The sequence below is a fragment of the Faecalibacterium sp. Marseille-Q4137 genome, from assembly GCF_017377535.1.
GTDB lineage: Bacteria > Bacillota > Clostridia > Oscillospirales > Ruminococcaceae > Faecalibacterium > Faecalibacterium duncaniae.
In genome coordinates this window covers 1-17035 of sequence record NZ_JAFREK010000027.1, presented here as the reverse complement: position 1 = coordinate 17035, position 17035 = coordinate 1, and the positions used below count along the sequence as shown (strand labels likewise).

Annotated in this window: 15 protein-coding genes; 6 read left to right on the top strand and 9 right to left on the bottom strand. The window is 52.2% G+C overall.

Annotation, left to right across the window (positions count from 1 at the left end; translation table 11 throughout):
- Positions 1–13 precede the first annotated feature (13 nt).
- The 6 genes from J3353_RS11080 (at position 14) to J3353_RS11055 (ending at position 5298) form a co-directional block, all read left to right on the top strand.
- Positions 14–877, top strand: coding sequence for a CbrC family protein (locus tag J3353_RS11080; RefSeq protein ID WP_207684854.1), 864 nt, complete (start codon positions 14–16; stop codon positions 875–877).
- 9 nt (positions 878–886) lie between these two features.
- Positions 887–1438 carry a DUF4304 domain-containing protein gene (locus J3353_RS11075; RefSeq protein WP_006059611.1) on the top strand — a complete coding sequence of 184 codons (552 nt, stop codon included), beginning with the start codon at positions 887–889 and terminating at the stop codon, positions 1436–1438.
- A gap of 26 nt (positions 1439–1464) precedes the next feature.
- Positions 1465–2001, top strand: coding sequence for a hypothetical protein (locus J3353_RS11070; protein ID WP_006059612.1), 537 nt, complete (start codon positions 1465–1467; stop codon positions 1999–2001).
- Positions 2002–2012: 11 nt separating this feature from the next.
- On the top strand, positions 2013–2372 hold the full coding sequence (locus J3353_RS11065; RefSeq protein ID WP_015565835.1) for a hypothetical protein: 360 nt from the start codon (positions 2013–2015) through the stop codon (positions 2370–2372).
- Between the two features lie 15 nt (positions 2373–2387).
- The gene (locus tag J3353_RS11060; RefSeq protein ID WP_015565836.1) at positions 2388–2993 is read left to right on the top strand and encodes a DUF3885 domain-containing protein; all 606 of its coding nucleotides are present in this window, start codon (positions 2388–2390) and stop codon (positions 2991–2993) included.
- A gap of 412 nt (positions 2994–3405) precedes the next feature.
- On the top strand, positions 3406–5298 hold the full coding sequence (locus tag J3353_RS11055) for a hypothetical protein (RefSeq protein WP_207684853.1): 1893 nt from the start codon (positions 3406–3408) through the stop codon (positions 5296–5298).
- 63 nt (positions 5299–5361) lie between these two features.
- Here the strand turns inward: J3353_RS11055 and J3353_RS11050 are convergent, their stop codons facing one another.
- The 9 genes from J3353_RS11050 to J3353_RS11015 form a co-directional block, all read right to left on the bottom strand.
- Positions 5362–6744: a relaxase/mobilization nuclease domain-containing protein gene (locus tag J3353_RS11050; RefSeq protein ID WP_207684860.1), complete on the bottom strand. Its 1383-nt coding sequence runs from the start codon at positions 6742–6744 to the stop codon at positions 5362–5364.
- Positions 6745–6798: 54 nt separating this feature from the next.
- Positions 6799–7077 carry a hypothetical protein gene (locus J3353_RS11045; RefSeq protein ID WP_120021073.1) on the bottom strand — a complete coding sequence of 93 codons (279 nt, stop codon included), beginning with the start codon at positions 7075–7077 and terminating at the stop codon, positions 6799–6801.
- A 110-nt stretch (positions 7078–7187) separates the two neighbouring features.
- The gene (gene mobC / locus J3353_RS11040; protein WP_158388456.1) at positions 7188–7520 is read right to left on the bottom strand and encodes a plasmid mobilization relaxosome protein MobC; all 333 of its coding nucleotides are present in this window, start codon (positions 7518–7520) and stop codon (positions 7188–7190) included.
- On the bottom strand, positions 7517–13255 hold the full coding sequence (locus J3353_RS11035; protein ID WP_370569198.1) for an SNF2-related protein: 5739 nt from the start codon (positions 13253–13255) through the stop codon (positions 7517–7519). The genes mobC and J3353_RS11035 overlap by 4 nt, the downstream gene beginning before the upstream one ends.
- 161 nt (positions 13256–13416) lie before the next feature.
- A complete protein-coding gene (locus tag J3353_RS16340; protein ID WP_242700930.1) occupies positions 13417–13773 on the bottom strand; it encodes a TnpV protein in 357 nt (118 codons plus the stop codon).
- 853 nt (positions 13774–14626) lie between these two features.
- A complete protein-coding gene (locus J3353_RS11030) occupies positions 14627–14788 on the bottom strand; it encodes a hypothetical protein (protein WP_170126684.1) in 162 nt (53 codons plus the stop codon).
- 82 nt (positions 14789–14870) lie between these two features.
- On the bottom strand, positions 14871–15200 hold the full coding sequence (locus J3353_RS11025; protein ID WP_112121586.1) for a hypothetical protein: 330 nt from the start codon (positions 15198–15200) through the stop codon (positions 14871–14873).
- Between the two features lie 61 nt (positions 15201–15261).
- Positions 15262–16197, bottom strand: a complete 936-nt coding sequence (locus J3353_RS11020; RefSeq protein ID WP_207684851.1) for a hypothetical protein — start codon at positions 16195–16197, stop codon at positions 15262–15264.
- Between the two features lie 21 nt (positions 16198–16218).
- Positions 16219–16941, bottom strand: a complete 723-nt coding sequence (locus J3353_RS11015; protein ID WP_005921747.1) for an AAA family ATPase — start codon at positions 16939–16941, stop codon at positions 16219–16221.
- Between the last annotated feature and the right edge of the window lie 94 nt (positions 16942–17035).

Sequence of the window (17035 nt, the reverse complement as noted above, 5' to 3'; positions counted from 1 at the left end):
GGAGATTGTGACCATGAACGAATACCTGAAGCAATATATTGAACTCCAAAAGCAGTTTCGGGAGACAGAAGGAGATCCGGACAGTGTCCGTGCTCTCTATACCTTCAAGGAGAAACTGGAGCTGTCGGAAGACAAGCAGGCCAAGGAAGTGCTGGTGGATGTGTATGATCTGCTGGACTTCAAGAAGGATGCCTACGAACTGCTCTGCCAAATCGGAAATCGTTCCGACAAGAAGACCCTCAAGCGGCTGGGCACGCTGAAGGACTATGCGGAAAACTGGGGCAATCATTATGCCCTCCCCAGGCCCAAAACGCCGGAGGAGAAGCAGAAAGAGAAGGAACGGCAGGCCCAGCTGGGCCTGCCCGCCTTCCGGTATCACCCCAATCCTCTGGAAACTGGGGCTTTTGAGGAATCCGCAGACGGCGTTGTCTGCGACTGCTGTGGCAAGACGACCCATATTTTCTATACAGCCCCCTTTTACGCCGTGGAGGATATTGCATATCTGTGCCCAGAGTGCATCGCCAACGGCGAAGCAGCCCGGAAATATGACGGTAGTTTTCAAGATGATTTCTCTGTGGATGATGGTGTAGACGATCCGGAGAAGCTGGACGAGCCGATCCACCGCACCCCGGGCTACTCCGGCTGGCAGCAGGAATACTGGCGCGCCCACTGCGGCGACTACTGCGCCTACCTGGGCCATGTGGGTGCCAGGGAACTGCGGGCCCTGGGTGTGCTGGAGGAGGTACTGGACGATCCGATGTGGGACGATGAGCAAAAAGAAATGATCCGGGAATCTGTCAATGGCGGGCATCTGCAATGCTATCTGTTCCAGTGCCTCCACTGCGGAAAACACCTGGTCTGGATGGATTTTGATTGAGGTGGCAACATGGAGAAGAAGGATTTTCCCAAGGGAACCAAGCCCCGTGAGATCTTCGTCTATACCTGTGAGCGGATCGCGGAGCCTTTGAACCCGCTGGGCTACAAATACCGCAAGAGCAAAAATGACATCTACAAAAAAGACGGCATCTTTGTGTTCTCCTTTTACTTTTCCCCCTCCATCCGCTTTGGCTCCACCACTTTTACTGCCTTCTTCGATGTGAGTTCCCCGGTGATTGCCCAGTGGCGCAGTGAGCAGGAAGGGACGGAGGAAACCTATGATGGTATCGTGGGTACCTCCATCGCCCGGCTGACCCACCGGTATGATGACTTCCCCCGCTATGAGGTATCTACTCTGCTGGAGCGGGAACGCTCTATCCAGGAAATTTCCGGGCAGATCCAGGACTATGCACTACCATTCTTTGCCCGGTTTTCCAATCTGCCCAAGCTGCTGGACGATGTGGAACAGGAGGGGTTCTTCCCCCATCGGAAGGGGTTCGATGTCCCTAAGCGGAATCGGGAGTTCATCGAATGCTTCCGGGAGTATCTCCAAAAGCAGTAGGAATCAGCAGAAAGGAAACAACACCTATGTCAAACAGTAGAGTATCCACTTGGAGTGGAATCCGGAACAAATTGGAGAATGACTACCTGTGCCCGGCACTCCGGGGCCACATCCAGTATTTTGCCACCAGTTACAGCAAAAGCGCCGACCATGAGGGCCGGGCCGCCATTCGTGTGGACGGCGTGGAAGTGCTGCGGAGCAACTACTACACCTATTTTGAAAATGTGTGGACGAAATTTCATCACTTGCGCTCCACCACGCTGAAAGATCACGACTCCGCAAAAGAGGCCATCAATCAGGCTCATGCCTATGCGCTGGAGCAGGGCACCTTTGACCAAAAGGTGTTCTATGAGGCGTTTGGGATCTTTGACAACCAGAGCATCGAGAAAAGCCTTGTCAGCGAGAATCCCCTTGTCCGTATCTTTGCCCTTCTGGATCGCAGGCTTGGCAAGCGCCGCCTGCTGGCTTTGGAGGACTCCATGGAGCAGGAACTGGACTGGGTGCGGGCTTTCTATGTGATCCGGTTGCAGGCCGAAGGGCTGATGGAAGCGAATAACATTTAGGAGGAACCACCATGTCACAGATCGCGTCCTTTTATCTGATAAAAAATAACCAGCGGCAGGAGTTGTCCGACGGTGACTGCTCCGGCGCGGTCTATATGGCCATCTGGGACTGGTGTGAGAGCGAACTGGATCTGGATGTCCGTTTTCCTGCTCCCCAGACGGAAGACACCCTGGACTGCGCTCTGCTGGAGGGAGAGCTGGCGTCTCAACTGCTGGCAGCTCTGCGGGAGCAGGATCTCTCGGAGCTGGCCGCTGAAATTGCCCCGGACTGGGATCTGCCCACCGAGGCGGTGCAAAGCGGGCTTAATACGCTGCGCTCCCATCTGGAACTGGTGCAGGGCGATGCTGCTCTGCTGTATGAAATGACATGAGAACGGAGGGATACCATGCTGGCAAAGCGGTTTGAACACATTTTACATGATCTGGGCATGGCTGGGCTGGAACACCCTCTGTTCTACCATGCACCGGTGGGCATTCGTTTTAAGATCGGCGGGGAGGAACCAATCTATCTGGATAGGCGTGCGGCGAAGCTGAAAACCAACCCCGCTTATGTTCAGGGGGCGCTGGACCGAGCCGCCGCGATCTATCGGGCACTTCCGGCGGTGCCGGACCTTCTGCGGATCGACGGGTATCCCGATGAAGAACCCGCCGAGTCCCTGCTGACCGTTATCCGGCAGCGAGTGGGCCTCCCAGTTCCCGATGAACAACTTTCGGCCACAGAGCAGGATGAAGATGGGGATACCCATGCACAAGTGCAGTTTTACTGGGATCTCAGCAAGATCAGCTTTCAACCAGAGCTGCTTCTTCGGGAAATCATTCTGGGGGACATCGGCGGCTGGAACGGCTTTGTGTCCAGCGTCTATCTGGCTGGGCCGGGGCCGTTCCTCTACCATTTGTACGATGACCGTGGGCTGGATGTGCTGGGCGGCTCACAGAAGCTGCTATCACGCTTTTCAAAGAACGAGCCGGAGTTGCGCGCAGCGCGCAGATAATCCCGGCAGTTAAACAAAATCTAATCAAGGTTGAGAGCTTTTTCTTCAGCCTTCGTCTTTGCCATGGCGTTTTTCTCCAATCTGAAAATTACAAATTGCGGACAAAAAGGACGCATTGTTGTGGCAAGCAGTGCAAGCTGGTACCAACTTGCAATTTTTGAATCCGATTTCTAAAAATCAAATTCAAAATGCTTGTTGGGCTGTGCCCAAACCCCTTGTGTTCTGCATCCAGTGGATGCAGGCTGCACATTTTTGAAAAATGCTTTTTAATCTGAGTGCCGATGCCTGTGGTATCGGCACTTTTTGCACAGATGGATTCCCGGAAGCAGAAAATAGTGCTATGCAGCACATCCGGGATTGTGCTATACTTGATTTACATAAACTTGTTTGTCCTAAAAAGTTGGAGGTGTTCATGGCAACACGAACCATTTGTTTTCCCATATCCGGCTATCCCTATTGCAGAGAACAGCCGGTGACATTCACATGGATAAAAGGCAGCAAGCGGCAGAATATCCGTGCCGTCCATGATGCCGTCCATACAACAGACCCTGATGTTTCGATTCTGGAAGTCAGCTCTGCATCCGTTCAGCCGGAGGGTGAAGCTGTTTCTTCTCTGCGGCTTTTGCTGCATCTGGATTCTGTTGCGCAGGATGTACCCATCAGCACGGTTTTTGAAGCCACCAAAGTGTTTGAACATGGTGGGCCATTCGCTGACCTTCTGACCTGTGAGCCACCCAAAGTCCATAAGGACACTCGGCTGCGAACCAGTGGAGAGCTGCTACGTTACTCTCTGGAAGGAAACGAGTATCCGACAGAGCCGTACATGGATTCGTTCTTTGAGTGGCTCTACTGCCGTGCGTTGAAGCAGTTCCCGGAAAAGGCGGAGCCGCTGAGCAGATATAATGCTTTTTCTGATATTGCTGCCGCAGCGGATTCTAAAAAGTATTATGGCGATTCCTCGCGGGCGGCTGCGATTTATGTGGGACTTGCAGCGGCAGGAAAACTTTCGTGCATCGATTCCTATGAATTATTTATTGCTGAGGTCTATACGGAGCCGAAACCTTTGCCCAAGTCTGGAAAATCTGAGGCTGCTTCAAAAATGACACCCGAAGTTTCTGCACCAGCAAAGGAGACTCCGGCAGACGAATTGCCGCAGCCCGATAACGCAAATGCGGAAGTGATTCCGGACGCTGCGCAGATGGAGCATATCCTTGAGCTGCCCAAAGCGACCTGTCTGCTTCTCTCTTTGGCAAAAAATGCTGGCCTATCTGCAAATAGTTCCAGTGAGCTGACATATAAGGGAAAGGAATTCCTTCTTGACGCTTATCAGATAGCGCTGAAAAATAAAACGCTCCAAATCAATATCCAAAAGAACAAAATCACATTTCCGATGGAGGAACCGGACAGCGGATTTCATGCAGTTGGTGTGTTGACCCGTTCGCCTGCTTGGGAATACGGATGGAAGTTTAACTATCTGACTGAGAATACATCCGGTGCAGAAAAGTCCGAAGTTAAAGAAAAAATCCCTCCGAAGCCTTTGACCGCATTGGAGCATCTGGAACGCTGTGGGTATAGAATCGTTCAGCAGGTCGTACCGAAAAAACTTCCGCCGATTGCCGTTCAGCGGATGGCATGGAAAACAGGCGAAGCTCTTTGCGACCCGGTAGTGGTGGATTTCTTGCAGTTTATTCGGACACATATGCAGAGTGACGGTTCTTTTTCGTTTCGTATCCCAAAGGGTACTTCCAAGAATTCGTTTGCCACACTTTCGGAAATCGCTCAGACGTGGGATAAAATGGGACTTTTTGCATCCATTGTGATCTATCCGCAGAATATCGTCTATGAGCTTGCGCAAAATGAGACTGTCCGGCATTTCCTGAGCGGGAAGTGGCTGGAACTTTTTGTGGAGCATCAGGTTCAGCAGATTTTGAATCGCTATCAGGAGGAGCAGGGCGCAGAAGTTTCGCTTTGCTCCAATGTGATTCTTTCAGAAGCGGCATCCGCAGGGAGCACGCATGAACTGGATGTTGCGTTTTCCATCAACGGAAAATTCTTCTGGGTGGAAGCCAAATCGTCCAGCCGAAGCATTGATTATGGAAAATATGCTGCTCTGTGCGAAAAGCTGAAAGTAACCTCCGACCGACTGCTTTTGGTCAACAGCGATTTGTCCGTTGAGGAGTGTGAAGGCGTTTCTTACTTCTGGAATTATCGTGTTGCAAATTGTGCAACGATTACGGGGGAATTGGAAAATATGGTTGCCAAACAAATTGAAACTGCCGGAAAAGCCGTTCCAAGTACAGACTGAGCAATAAGCAAAAAAGACCCTGAGAACCCTGCCGGATAAGCGGCAAAGTTCTCAGGGACTGTTTTATCGGATCTGCTCGACTTGCTTGGAGTCCTTTTCCTCCGCAAAGAACAGTTCCACATTCTTCTGTGCTTTTACGATTTCCTGCATCTCATCCCGTGTCTTTCGGTACTCTGGGTAGAGTGCTTTTTTCTTGGTGAGCAAAGCCGAATACTCTGCATTCAGGTCTTTCACTTTGGGCAGCTTTTTCAGGCCGGATTCATTGAAAGCGGCTTTCGCCGTCTTATGCAGCGTGACTTCTTCCCGGTGCGCTTCCAAAAATTTGGAGCTGTACCCGGATTTGCGGTAAGCATCGTATACAGGCCGGGTCTTGGCATAGTTGACGATGTGCGCCCGGAGGACGGCGATTTCTGCCATACGCTTCTCGGCGGCCTTGATGGAATCGCCCAGTTTGTGATAGCGAGAAAGTGCAGCATCAGCACGCTCTTTCAGGTCATCCGCACTGCCGATTTTCTGCTCCTGCAAAAAAATCAGCGTTTTGGACATCTCTTTCAAGTTGTACTTCTTCGCCCAGCGTTCGTAGCCGCCACCTTTGCCCTCGGCAAGTTTTGCTTGAATGTCAACCAGCAACTGGAACGGCTGCTCTTTGGGAGGTTGCTTCTGATGTGGGCGGTGTTCGGCTTTTCCGGCAATGACTGCTTTGATTTCATCCTCGCTGTACCCGGCACCCAGTGTCTTTAACCGGATAAAGCGTTTCTGCCGTGCGCCTTTAACGGAAGTGTATTTGCCGCGTTTGATTTCATAGCCCTGCTGTTCCAGCTTTTGCAGAAAATCTTCGTAGTCGGTGGGCTTCTGCTGCAAAATTTCGTCGATGACACCGCACAGTCGGTCGCGGTTGCTTTCCCTTGGCGGGTAAGTGATACGCTTCTGCCGCTCCCGATAAGGCTTCTTTTCAATTACGGAAAGCTGATGCTCCAGACAAATCAGGTCGCTTAACCGCTGCACTGCCAGCCCGGAAAAGAAAAAATCCCGAAATTTCCGGGTACCATCCAAAGCGGTCGAATTAAAGATAATGTGATTGTGGATATGCTCCCGGTCGGTATGAGTGGCAACGATAAAAGCGTGTTTGCCTTTCAGAAAGCGGGAGGCCAATTCGTAGCCAACTTGATTTGCTTCCTCTGCTGTGATTTCGCCGGGTCGGAAGGATTGCCGTATCTGATAGGCGATGACATTGCTTTTCTGGCTGCGCCCGGTGGCTTGCTCGTATAGCTTTTTTGTGAGCATGAACTCCTCATCCACGGTAAGCGGGCTGCATTGATAGCTGCTGACAAGTTCGCCCCTTTCAGTCTTGTCGGGATTCTGCGCATAATCAGTGCGGTCTTTCAGGCAGGCGGCGATAGATTTTCCTTTGTGCTGATGCAGTGCAATCAGACGAGTAGCAGCCAGAGCAAATCACCCCCTAAATGAAAAAGCCGCCCGAAGGCGGCAAAAGATTCAAAATCAAATCACGTCCCGGAGCCAACCGCTGAATCGTTCAACGCCCGCCACCATCGCAGTTGCGCTGACAAAAAGAACAAAGCAGAGAAATTCAGCAACCAGCAGAATCAAAAACTGATCCCAAGTCTGGCGGTAGACGGTGTAGATGCCGCAGCCAAAGATATACAGCATCAACGGCGCGACAACATAGCTGGACAGAGTGAGCAGCCACTTTGCCATCAGAGCCAGAAAAGCCACAAACAGAGAGACCGGGGCAAGCACCATTTTGAACAGAAACCTCATATCGAACACCATCCTTCCTTTTTCCGCCCCAATTATAAAGGTATCGGCTACTGCCTTGCAAGGATGTCAACCGTTATGTAAGCCCGCAGTCCTCCTGCTGCGGGATTTTTTTAGAGTTCCGAAAGTTTGGCGAGAAGTTGCTTGCCGATAGCTATCAGCTCATCCAACCGACTACGCAAGTCCTCTAAATCGGCGGCATAGAGCTGCCCGCTTTCATTGGCCCGTTTCGCCACCTGATTCAGGTTGTTGCTGCAATTCTGAAGAAGGTACGCCATCCGACGCAGCTGTGGTAAATCAAGATTCAGGCAGTAACCATCCAGAGCCATTTTTCGCAGATAAGAGCCAATGCTCAAAATACCGCAACTTTCCATCTTCTGACGAATGCGTTCCAGTTCGACTTTGCTGACACGAAAATGGATCTGCTGGTCACGGTGCTCCGTCACCGGGCATCACCATCCTTATCCAAGTAAGATTTGAATGGTCGGACAGGCTCCACTTTATCAGCCTTTTCTTCCAGAGCTGCCAGCACAGAGGGGCGGGCATCCGGCTTTTCTTCCGCTTCGGGTTCTGTCCGGCTGGACTGATGCTCCATGTTCAACAGCGCATCCAATTCTGCAAGGCGGGCAGATTTGGTTTGCAGTTCTTCCTCCTGCGCAAACGGCTTGGCGATTTCAACCTCTGCGGCCTGCTTCTGCTGTTCCAGAGAATCCAGTGCGGCATCAGCATCGGCAATGCGGTCGGCAAAATTGCCGATGGCATTGTCCAGACGGACGATGTTGCCGCGAGGGTCATCGCCCAGCGGTACCGGATAACTCAGCTCGCCGCGGAGAACGATTTGATGCTCATTCTTGAAACTGTCAAAGCGAATGTTCAGCTCAAAGCCGCGATAGGTGCCCAGCAGCATCATATCCGCATTCGGCATCTCCTTGCAGGCGAGCATCAGCCGCTCACCAGCTGCTTTTTTCTCATCGAACACCATGCCCTTGATCGTCATGCCGCAGAAGTTCTCCTTATCCTGCGGGTGTGCGTCTGCGATTTGGGCATCGTTTTTCAGAGCCGCAATACGGTTCTTCGCTTTCTGAATTTCCTCCGGGTAATGCTTGAGCAGCTTATCTTCCAGACGATATTTCTGGTTCTGGTAATCCGAGCGCAGCACCTTGAGCTTTGCTACCTGCACATCCAGATCCATCTTTTCCCGGATGCGCGGGTCGCCTGCGCATAGGGCCTTGACCTCGGCATACGAAAGAGCCTGCTCATCCACATCATCACAGGAGCGCATCGGAGATTTGCTCGTCATGATCTGCGAAATAAACTTCTGCTTGTTTTCCAGCGTTTGCCAGAGGTAGGCATCGAATGTCCCCTCCGTGACGTAATTATAGACGTAAACTTGTTTGTTTTTGTTGCCCTGACGGATGATTCGGCCGTTGCGTTGGGTCATATCGGACGGTCGCCAGCCTACATCCAGATGATGCACGGCCACCAGCAGGGTCTGGACATTGGTGCCTGCGCCCATCTTTGCAGTGCTGCCCAGCAGGACACGCACCTTGCCGCTGCGGACTTTGGAGAACAAATCCGCTTTCTTACCTTCAGTATCAGCGTTGTGGATGAACTCGACCTCCGATTCCGGCACCCCGGCGGCAAGCAGCTTTGTGCGAATATCATCGTAGACATTGAACGAGCCGTCTCCCTTGGGCGTGGACATATCGCAGAAAATCAGCTGCGTCAGATTATCCTCTTTGGTTTCGTTCCAGATACGCAGAACATTGTCGACGCAGGCATTCAGCTTGCTGTCCGGGTCATCCGGGGTGAGCGGATTCATCAGCCGCTGGTCAAGGCCGATTTTACGTCCGTCCGAGGTGATCTTCAGCATATTGTCCACCGAGGGGTCAACCGCACCGCTATGCACCTCAGCAGCACGTTCGCTCAGGGATTTCACCATGTCCTGCTGGATTTCCGAGGGTTTGACCACGACAGTTTCAAACTTGGCTTCCGGAACAGGCAGATGCAACTGGTCGGAAGTCTTGATGTCCGCTGCCTCCTTGAACATATTCATCAGCTCCGGCAGGTTAAAGAACTTGGCAAAACGTGTGCGCGCACGGTAGCCGGTTCCTTCCGGCGCAAGCTCAATGGCCGTGGTGGTCTCGCCAAACGTAGAAGCCCATGCATCAAAGTGGGTCAGTTGTTTCTGCTGGAGAGTGCTGTACTGCAAATAGCGCATCAGGGTGTACATTTCCGTCATGGAGTTGCTGATGGGCGTTCCCGTTGCGAAAATCACGCCGCGCCCGCCAGTCACTTCATCCAGATAACGACACTTGCCGAACATATCGCTGGACTTCTGTGCTTCGGAGGTAGAAAGGCCAGCAACATTGCGCATCTTGGTGTAAAGATATAGGTTCTTGTAGTTCTGGCTCTCGTCCACAAATAACCTATCTACGCCTAATTGTTCAAATGTGACCACATCATCCTTGCGGTCGGTGGACTGTAGCTTTTTCAGTTTCACCTCCAGTGTTTTCCGTGTCTTTTCCATCTGTTTCACGGTAAAATGCTCACCGGACTGTTCTTTGGCCTCTGCAATGGCATTTTCGATTTCCTCGATCTGATCTTCGATGATCCGTGCCTGCCGTTCCGCAGAAAGAGGGATTTTCTCAAACTGCGAGTGGCCGATAATGACGGCATCGTAGTCGCCGGTTGCGATGCGGGCGCAAAAACGCTTTCGATTGGCGGGTTCAAAGTCTTTCTTGCTGGTAACGAGCAGCTTTGCATTGGGGTATAGCCGCAGGAACTCGCTGGCCCACTGCTCGGTCAGATGGTTGGGCACCACGAACAGGCTTTTCTGACACAGGCCCAAACGCTTAGATTCCATTGCCGAAGCTGCCATCTCAAAACTTTTGCCGGCACCCACCTCGTGGGCGAGCAGGGTGTTCCCACCATAAAGCACATGAGCAACTGCATTGCGCTGATGTTCCCGCAGATTGATCTCCGGGTTCATACCGACAAAATGGATATGGCTTCCGTCATACTCGCGGGGCCGGGTACTATTGAACAACTCGTTATACTGCTTCACCAGCAGATTCCGCCGCTGCGGGTCTTGCCAAACCCAGCCTGCAAAGGTATCCTTGATGGCCTGCTGCTTCTGCTGGGCAAGCATCGTCTCCTTCTGGTTCAGGACACGCCGCTCTTTACCATCCTCCTCAATGGTATCATAAATGCGGCAGTCCCGCAAATTCAAGGTGTCCTCCAAAATCTTGTAGGCGTTGGCCCGATGGGTGCCGTAGGTTTCGGTGGACATGATATCATACATTCCGGCGGCAGATTTGTTGCCGATGCGCCATTCGGACGTAAATGGAGAGTAGCGGACTTGGATCAGGTTGTTATAGCGGATGCGGTAGGGCGGCTGAAAAGTCTCCATCATAAACTGCTGCACAATGGCGGGATTCAGCCATGTGGCACCCAGTCGGATGTCGATTTCTGATGCTTCAAGGTCCTTCGGCTGCGCTTTGGTCAAAGCCTCCACATTGATCTTGAACTCCGGGTGGCTTTCAGCGGCAAGCTGAGCCATGCGCAGTTTATTCCGCACATTGCCGGAAAGATACTCGTCCGCAGTCTGCCAGCCTGCTTCCGGATCATCTGCATCCGCAGAAGGGTCTTTGAAAATCACGCCTTGCAGCTCTGTGGTAATACGCTCATAATCGCCGGGAGAGCCGAGAAGTTCCGCCATATAGGGCAGATCAACACGGCCATGTTCTCCAATGGACACTGCCAGTGCTTCGCTGGGGGTGTCCACGCTGGTGACGGTGCGCTCCGGGCGAATCGTTCGCTTGGTGAACATATCCGCCTTGCTTTTGAGCTGTTTATTCTCATCGAGATTTTCCAAAGAGCAGAGCAGATAGTAGGAAGAATCCTGCTCAAACAGCCGCCCGTTTTTACGGTCGTTCAGCAGACCGTACTTGGCAGTAAAGGCATCGTAAGCGGCGTTCAGCTTTGCCTGTGTCGCTTTAATATCCTCGTCCGGATAGTCGTTCAACTGCTGGTCAATCAAGTCGTTGACGATCTGCCGCAGTTCCACCATGCCGGTGACACGGGCTTTGGCATTATCGGACAACTCCACCTGCGTCATAATCGAATTTTCTCGGTAGTACACCTCACCGTCCACCACGGCATAGGAGAAATTCTTTACATCCGGGTCAGCGGGGAGCGTCTTGCGCTCGACTTCTGCATCCGCAACATCTGGTGTTTCCACCTCGACTTCAACATACTGGCCCTCAATATGCTGTACCGCTTCGGCAAGCTGGTCGGCCAGCACTGCGCCCTCAATGGGCACAACGGTCAGTTCCTCCCGTCCGTACTGGGTGCTTTCGGCGGTCAATTCACCCAGCACCATCTCCGGGTGGTCTACGAAATACTGGTTGATGGCAAAGCCGTCCTCGGTCTTGCCAAGCTGCACCCAGTCCGGCTCAATATCCGCAGGACGGTCACGCTTCTGCAAAAAGATAATGTCACTGACAACATCTGTGCCTGCGTTGGCACGGAACGCATTATTTGGCAGACGGATTGCACCCAGCAGATCGGCACGCTCTGCCATGTGCTTGCGGGCGGTGCTGTCCTTGCTGTCCATGGTGTAGCGGCTGGTGACGAACGCCACCACGCCGCCCGGACGCACTTGGTCGATGGCTTTCGCAAAGAAATAATTGTGGATGGAGAATCCCAGCTTGTTGTACGCCTTATCGTTGACCTTATACTGACCGAAAGGCACATTGCCCACCGCCAGATCATAGAAATCACGGCGGTCGGTGGTCTCAAAGCCAGCCACGGTAATGTCAGCCTGCGGATACAGCATCTTGGCAATGCGCCCGGTAATGCTGTCCAGCTCCACGCCGTACAAGCGGCTATCTGCCATGGTGTCCGGCAGCATTCCGAAGAAGTTGCCCACGCCCATGGACGGCTCCAAGATGTTGCCGCTGCGGAAACCCATGCGCTCCACGGCATCGTAGATACCACGGATAACGGTGGGGCTGGTGTAGTGGGCATTCAGCACGGAGCTGCGGGCGGCAGCGTACTCATCCTCGGAGAGCAACCCTTTCAACTCCGCATACTCTTTCGCCCAACTATCTTTGCCGGGGTCAAAGGCATCTGACAGACCGCCCCAGCCCACATACTGGGAAAGCACCTGCTGCTCCTCGGCGGTGGCACCACGGTGCTCCTGTTCCAGCTTGAACAGGGTGCAGATGGCTTCAATGTTCCGGGCATATTTCTGTTTTGCGCCGCCCTCGCCCAGATGTTCATCTGTGATGTGGAAATTCCCGACAGGTTCAGACTCAGGTTCTGCGTTGACGGCTTTATCCAAAGCTGCGGCATCCGGGAAAGTCTGCACTTCGCCGTCAATGACCGTTGAGATCGGCAGTTCATCCAGTTCTTCGTCAGACGGCTCCGGCTCGTCCTTGTCTGCTAAAAATTTTGCGTGTTCGACTTTGAGCCACTCGGCGGCTTCTCTGTCTGCAACTTCTTTTTTCAGATTTTCCAGATAAGATTCTGCCTGCTTCTCGTCAGAAAACTGTGGAACGGCGTGATTGGTTTCATAGTAGTCATCATAAAGATCATCCCAGATAGCAAAAAGCGGCATTTTACCGTCAACGACTTTTCGGACAGAGAAACGTTCGTATTCAGGCACTTCGGATTCCTTGGCGATGGCTTCTGCCTGCGCCAGCATTTTATCCACACGCTGAGCAGTCGCACTCTGTCGCAGCCCCTGCTCAAACTGCTGCTTGTTAATAACCTCATTGTCCCAAGACTGCCCGTGCGCACTGGTGTCGATGCGCACATCGGTTTCGCCAACATAGCCGATGGTACCTTCAATCGTTCTGGTGGGCAGGTCTACCACAACTTCATCCCCGACATTGTAGTTGGATGCTTCCTGTCTGGTAGCACGCTGTTCCTTTTCCTCATCTGTCAGATAGCGGTCGGACTGAATCATAAGGTCGATATACTTTTCCACCTGCGCCCATTTCAGGGTGATTTTCTGGTGGTCGGGGTAATGGTCAAATTCCAGTCCCTTCCAGTCGTGATTCACAAAACCCCGGCTTCCGTCCAGAAAATCGTGGGAGTGCCCACCGATGCCGTACTCCTTTGCCAACGCCTTGGCACGGAGTTTTCGGTCAGGCTGGGTCTGGTACAGTGCCATAATGCGTTGCTTGCCGCCTGCAAACCCTGAACCATGCCGCCGCAGCTCGTTCTCAATTTCAGCCTGCGACAAAACAAAAGCGGAGGGCGTTTTTTCGCTCTCCGCTTGGTCGATCTTCTCGATTTGCTGGGCTTCCGTAGGGATGTTCGCATCCAGAAAACTTAGCTGTAGATCAGCTCCGTCAGCACCAGTTCCTCGGCCTGCGCTTTCAGGCTGTTCATGTGCTGCACCCATTCCATTTGCCGGTTCTCCTTGTCCGGGGCCGAGGTCTGTTTCAGAAGCTGCTCCATGGTCTGCTGCATCTGGCTCTCTGCCGTCTGTTCCACCTCCATCAGGTGCGGGTACAGGCTCCCGTTCAGGAGCATCGTGTTGTACAGCACTGGGCGATGGTCTTTCAGGTACGTCCGGCGCAGCCTGCCGTATTTGCCCAGTGGCTTCCGGGGCTGGTTCAGGGTCAGGTTCGGGAGCTGGTAGTCCCCGACGGTCGAGTAGGTCACGTTCCTGCTGCTCAAATTCATATTGGCTCCTTTCTGCATTGCGGCGGCGAATGGTGGTTTTTACGGTGCGCTCAATTTGGCGTAAGACCTCCCGGCTCATGTCGCTGACGGCTGCGCCGAGGGCGTAGACACTATCCGGGGTGGAAAAATTGTAGACTGCCTGAAAATCGTCCTTGTCGAACCACCCGGCAGGCTCAATGCCGCAGCGTTCCAGCAGCGTGTAGGTGACGCTGATGGCGGCGGCAGACTTGAACTGCATCTCCACCCCGGCTTCATCATAATCCATCAAGAGCGAACCGTCAACGATGGCACGAATGTCCCCGCCGTTGTTGTCCCAGTAATCCGCCACCAGTTTCCCCGCAACATCCGCAAGCTGCTGGCTGACACGCTCTCCGCTGATGCCGTAGGTCTTGCTCAACATTTCCGAAACCGGCTGCACCAAATCGGGACCGAGCTGCCACACCTCCGGGTCACGGGAATTGCGGCGCACCCCGGTGTCGCTTACGTCAAAGACGTAGTGCAGCCGGGGGAATCCGCTGGATTCGTCCAGCAGGGCGATACCCTTGGCACCCCGGCGCACATAACGGTTCATCCGGTTGTTCCAGATGTCAAAGTCGGCGCAGGCGGTGGCATCCGGGCGCTGGGCGTAGATCATCAATTGGTCCGCAAAACTGTACTTGTACAGCCGGGAAGCGGTGGTCAGATAGTCCGTCCAGCTTTCCCAGTACCGGGTCAGACCATTCGCCGTGCGCTGGGCAAGGGCGAGATATTCTTCGGTTTTGCGTGGCATAGTGTTCCTCCCTTCGTTTTTTGAGCATAAAAAGAGCGGGCAACCGTTTTGTGGCCGCCCGCTGGAAAGTGTATCGAGATAAGATTATTTGCTATTGCCCTTTATGTACTTCATAACGCAGCACCCCATCACGATGACGGGAAGCACGGTTCGTAAACCGAGGTCGCCGACCCGCACATTTACATCAATCACAAGCCCTGCAAACCATGCCGCTAAAGTGAAAACAGTTGCCCATCCGTAATTCATAGAACTGTACTCCTTCCTATGTGAATATTCAAAACTCTCTTCTCAGCTTCAGCTTTCATAGCTGCCCGCAAGGAACTTACATTTATTCGACTCGAATGTTTACCGGATTCAGTGTAAGGTTGCCTCTGCCTACCACCTTATACCATTTGCCTCGTTCAAGTTTGATTCTTTCTGTTACACCCTGTGTAATATATCCGATTTTGTATTTTTCTCCAGTCTCAACATCGGTAAAGACCACATCAGTATCACAATCGCCGCTTACTTTTACAGTTCCCCAAAGTGGCTGTATTTGTTCTGTCTTTATAGTGCCTTCATCATCTGAAAGGGTGAAAGTATGGTTTCTTTGAATATTGATATAAATCATTACCAGAAAAACCGCTGCCAGACATAAGGCAAACTTTCTTGTTTTCATCGAAACACCTCCTGTAAATTCGGTTTTATCGAATCATATCACATAAGCGGACTCTTCAAACTTACAGCTCAGTTTCCACCGCAAGCTGCTCCTGCTTCTCTTTTTCGTCAGCGATTTGGACATCAACATCTTCGCGCATCTTTTTCAGAAGTGCAAGGACTCGCTTGATTTGACCTTTGGTATTCTCTACTCTGCTCTGTGCCTGATTGATGTGATCCAGAACTGCCCAGTCTGCAAAGAGCCCGTCAAAGAAGAAATCCGCAAATTTTAGAAAGCTGTCCACCGTAACCTGAAGGTCGGCGGCGATCTCAACATCGGCAAGTTCAGTTTTGAACCGCCGCAGTTCCACTTGAAGCTGTTCGATTTGTTCCTGCGCATCGTCCAGTTCCGCATACTTGGCGAGATCCACCCCCAGACCACCACCCATCACGTCCCATGTGCTCCAGCCCTCGGCATTATCCAGCGTTTCCAGAACTTCATTGACCGTGTGCAGGGCGGTCTTTCCTGCGTTGATGGCCTCCAGCAGTTCCCGTTTTTGGACTTTCAGCGCGGCAATGCGGCTTTCGCTTTCTGCAACCTGCTGTGCGACAGGGTGGGCAGATGCTTTGAGGCTTTTGATTTTTTCGGAAAGAGCAGCTTGATACTGCCTTTCGCAATCGGACAGCCGTGCCAGCCTATTTTGAATTTGTGCTAAATCAGCATCAACGGAAGAAAGGTCATGGAGAGCCGCATCGTACTTGACACGGGCTGCATAGGCTTCCTGCCGTTCCTTGTCCAGCTTTTCATCCATTTTTCCGATCACCTGATAGAAAAATGCGGCAAGGCTGTGTCCCTCCAGACGGTCCACATCAGCCTGCTCTGCCAGCTTGGATTTTTCCAGCTTTTTCAGGCGATCAGCAAGCGTATCTCTCTGGGCGGTCAGTTCTTTCTGTTTTGCTTCGCAGCTTTTCTTTTCAGCGACCTGCTGCCAAAGCTCTTTCAACGTAGAATCACTCATATGGAATGTCCTTTCCCGGCATTACGTTTCTTCGTTCAGAAGCTGGTTCAAAAAATGCTGCCGATTATTTACAAATGTTTTGGTGATAACGTAGCTGTCCGTATCTTCATACTGACAAGGATGAATCGTGCCATTGTCGAAGCTAAAAATTTCAGCATCAGGCATTCCGAGGAGAATGGGTGAATGTGATACGATAATGAATTGCGCCCCTTCTTGGGCACACCGATAAATGTTGATCAGTAACGTGAGCTGCCGCTGCGGGGATAAAGCGGCTTCCGGCTCGTCAAAAATATAGACTCCATCTGCACCCATGTAGTCCTGCGCAATGGCGAGGAAACTTTCACCGTGTGATTTTTGGTGATAGCCTTTGGAGGGATGATCGTCATCGGAATAGTCGATTTCCTTGGTGGCTACATTATAGAAACTCTCTGCTCGGAGAAAATACCCGAACTTTGGTCTGCGATATCCCTTGGAAATCGTCATAGCCTCACATAGTTCCGAATGGGAGTTGTATGTGGAAAATGAATAGTTCTTCGTTCCACCCTCTGCGTTGAAGCCGTAAGCAACAGCGATTGCTTCCAGAAGCGTAGATTTTCCACTTCCATTTTCGCCAACAAAGAACGTAATGGGCTTATGGAATGTAAAAGTGTCGATTCCACTGATGGCAGGAATCTGACGAACATAATTGTATGGGCGAACTCTGTTCCAGTCGATGGTCAGCCCTTGGATAAATAGATCGTTCATACAGCACTCCTTATTATATAATGTAGGAGAACGCTTAGTTCCGCTCAAACCCAAGATAGCGGGTGCCCTGAAAACTCAGCTTTCCGATGTCGCC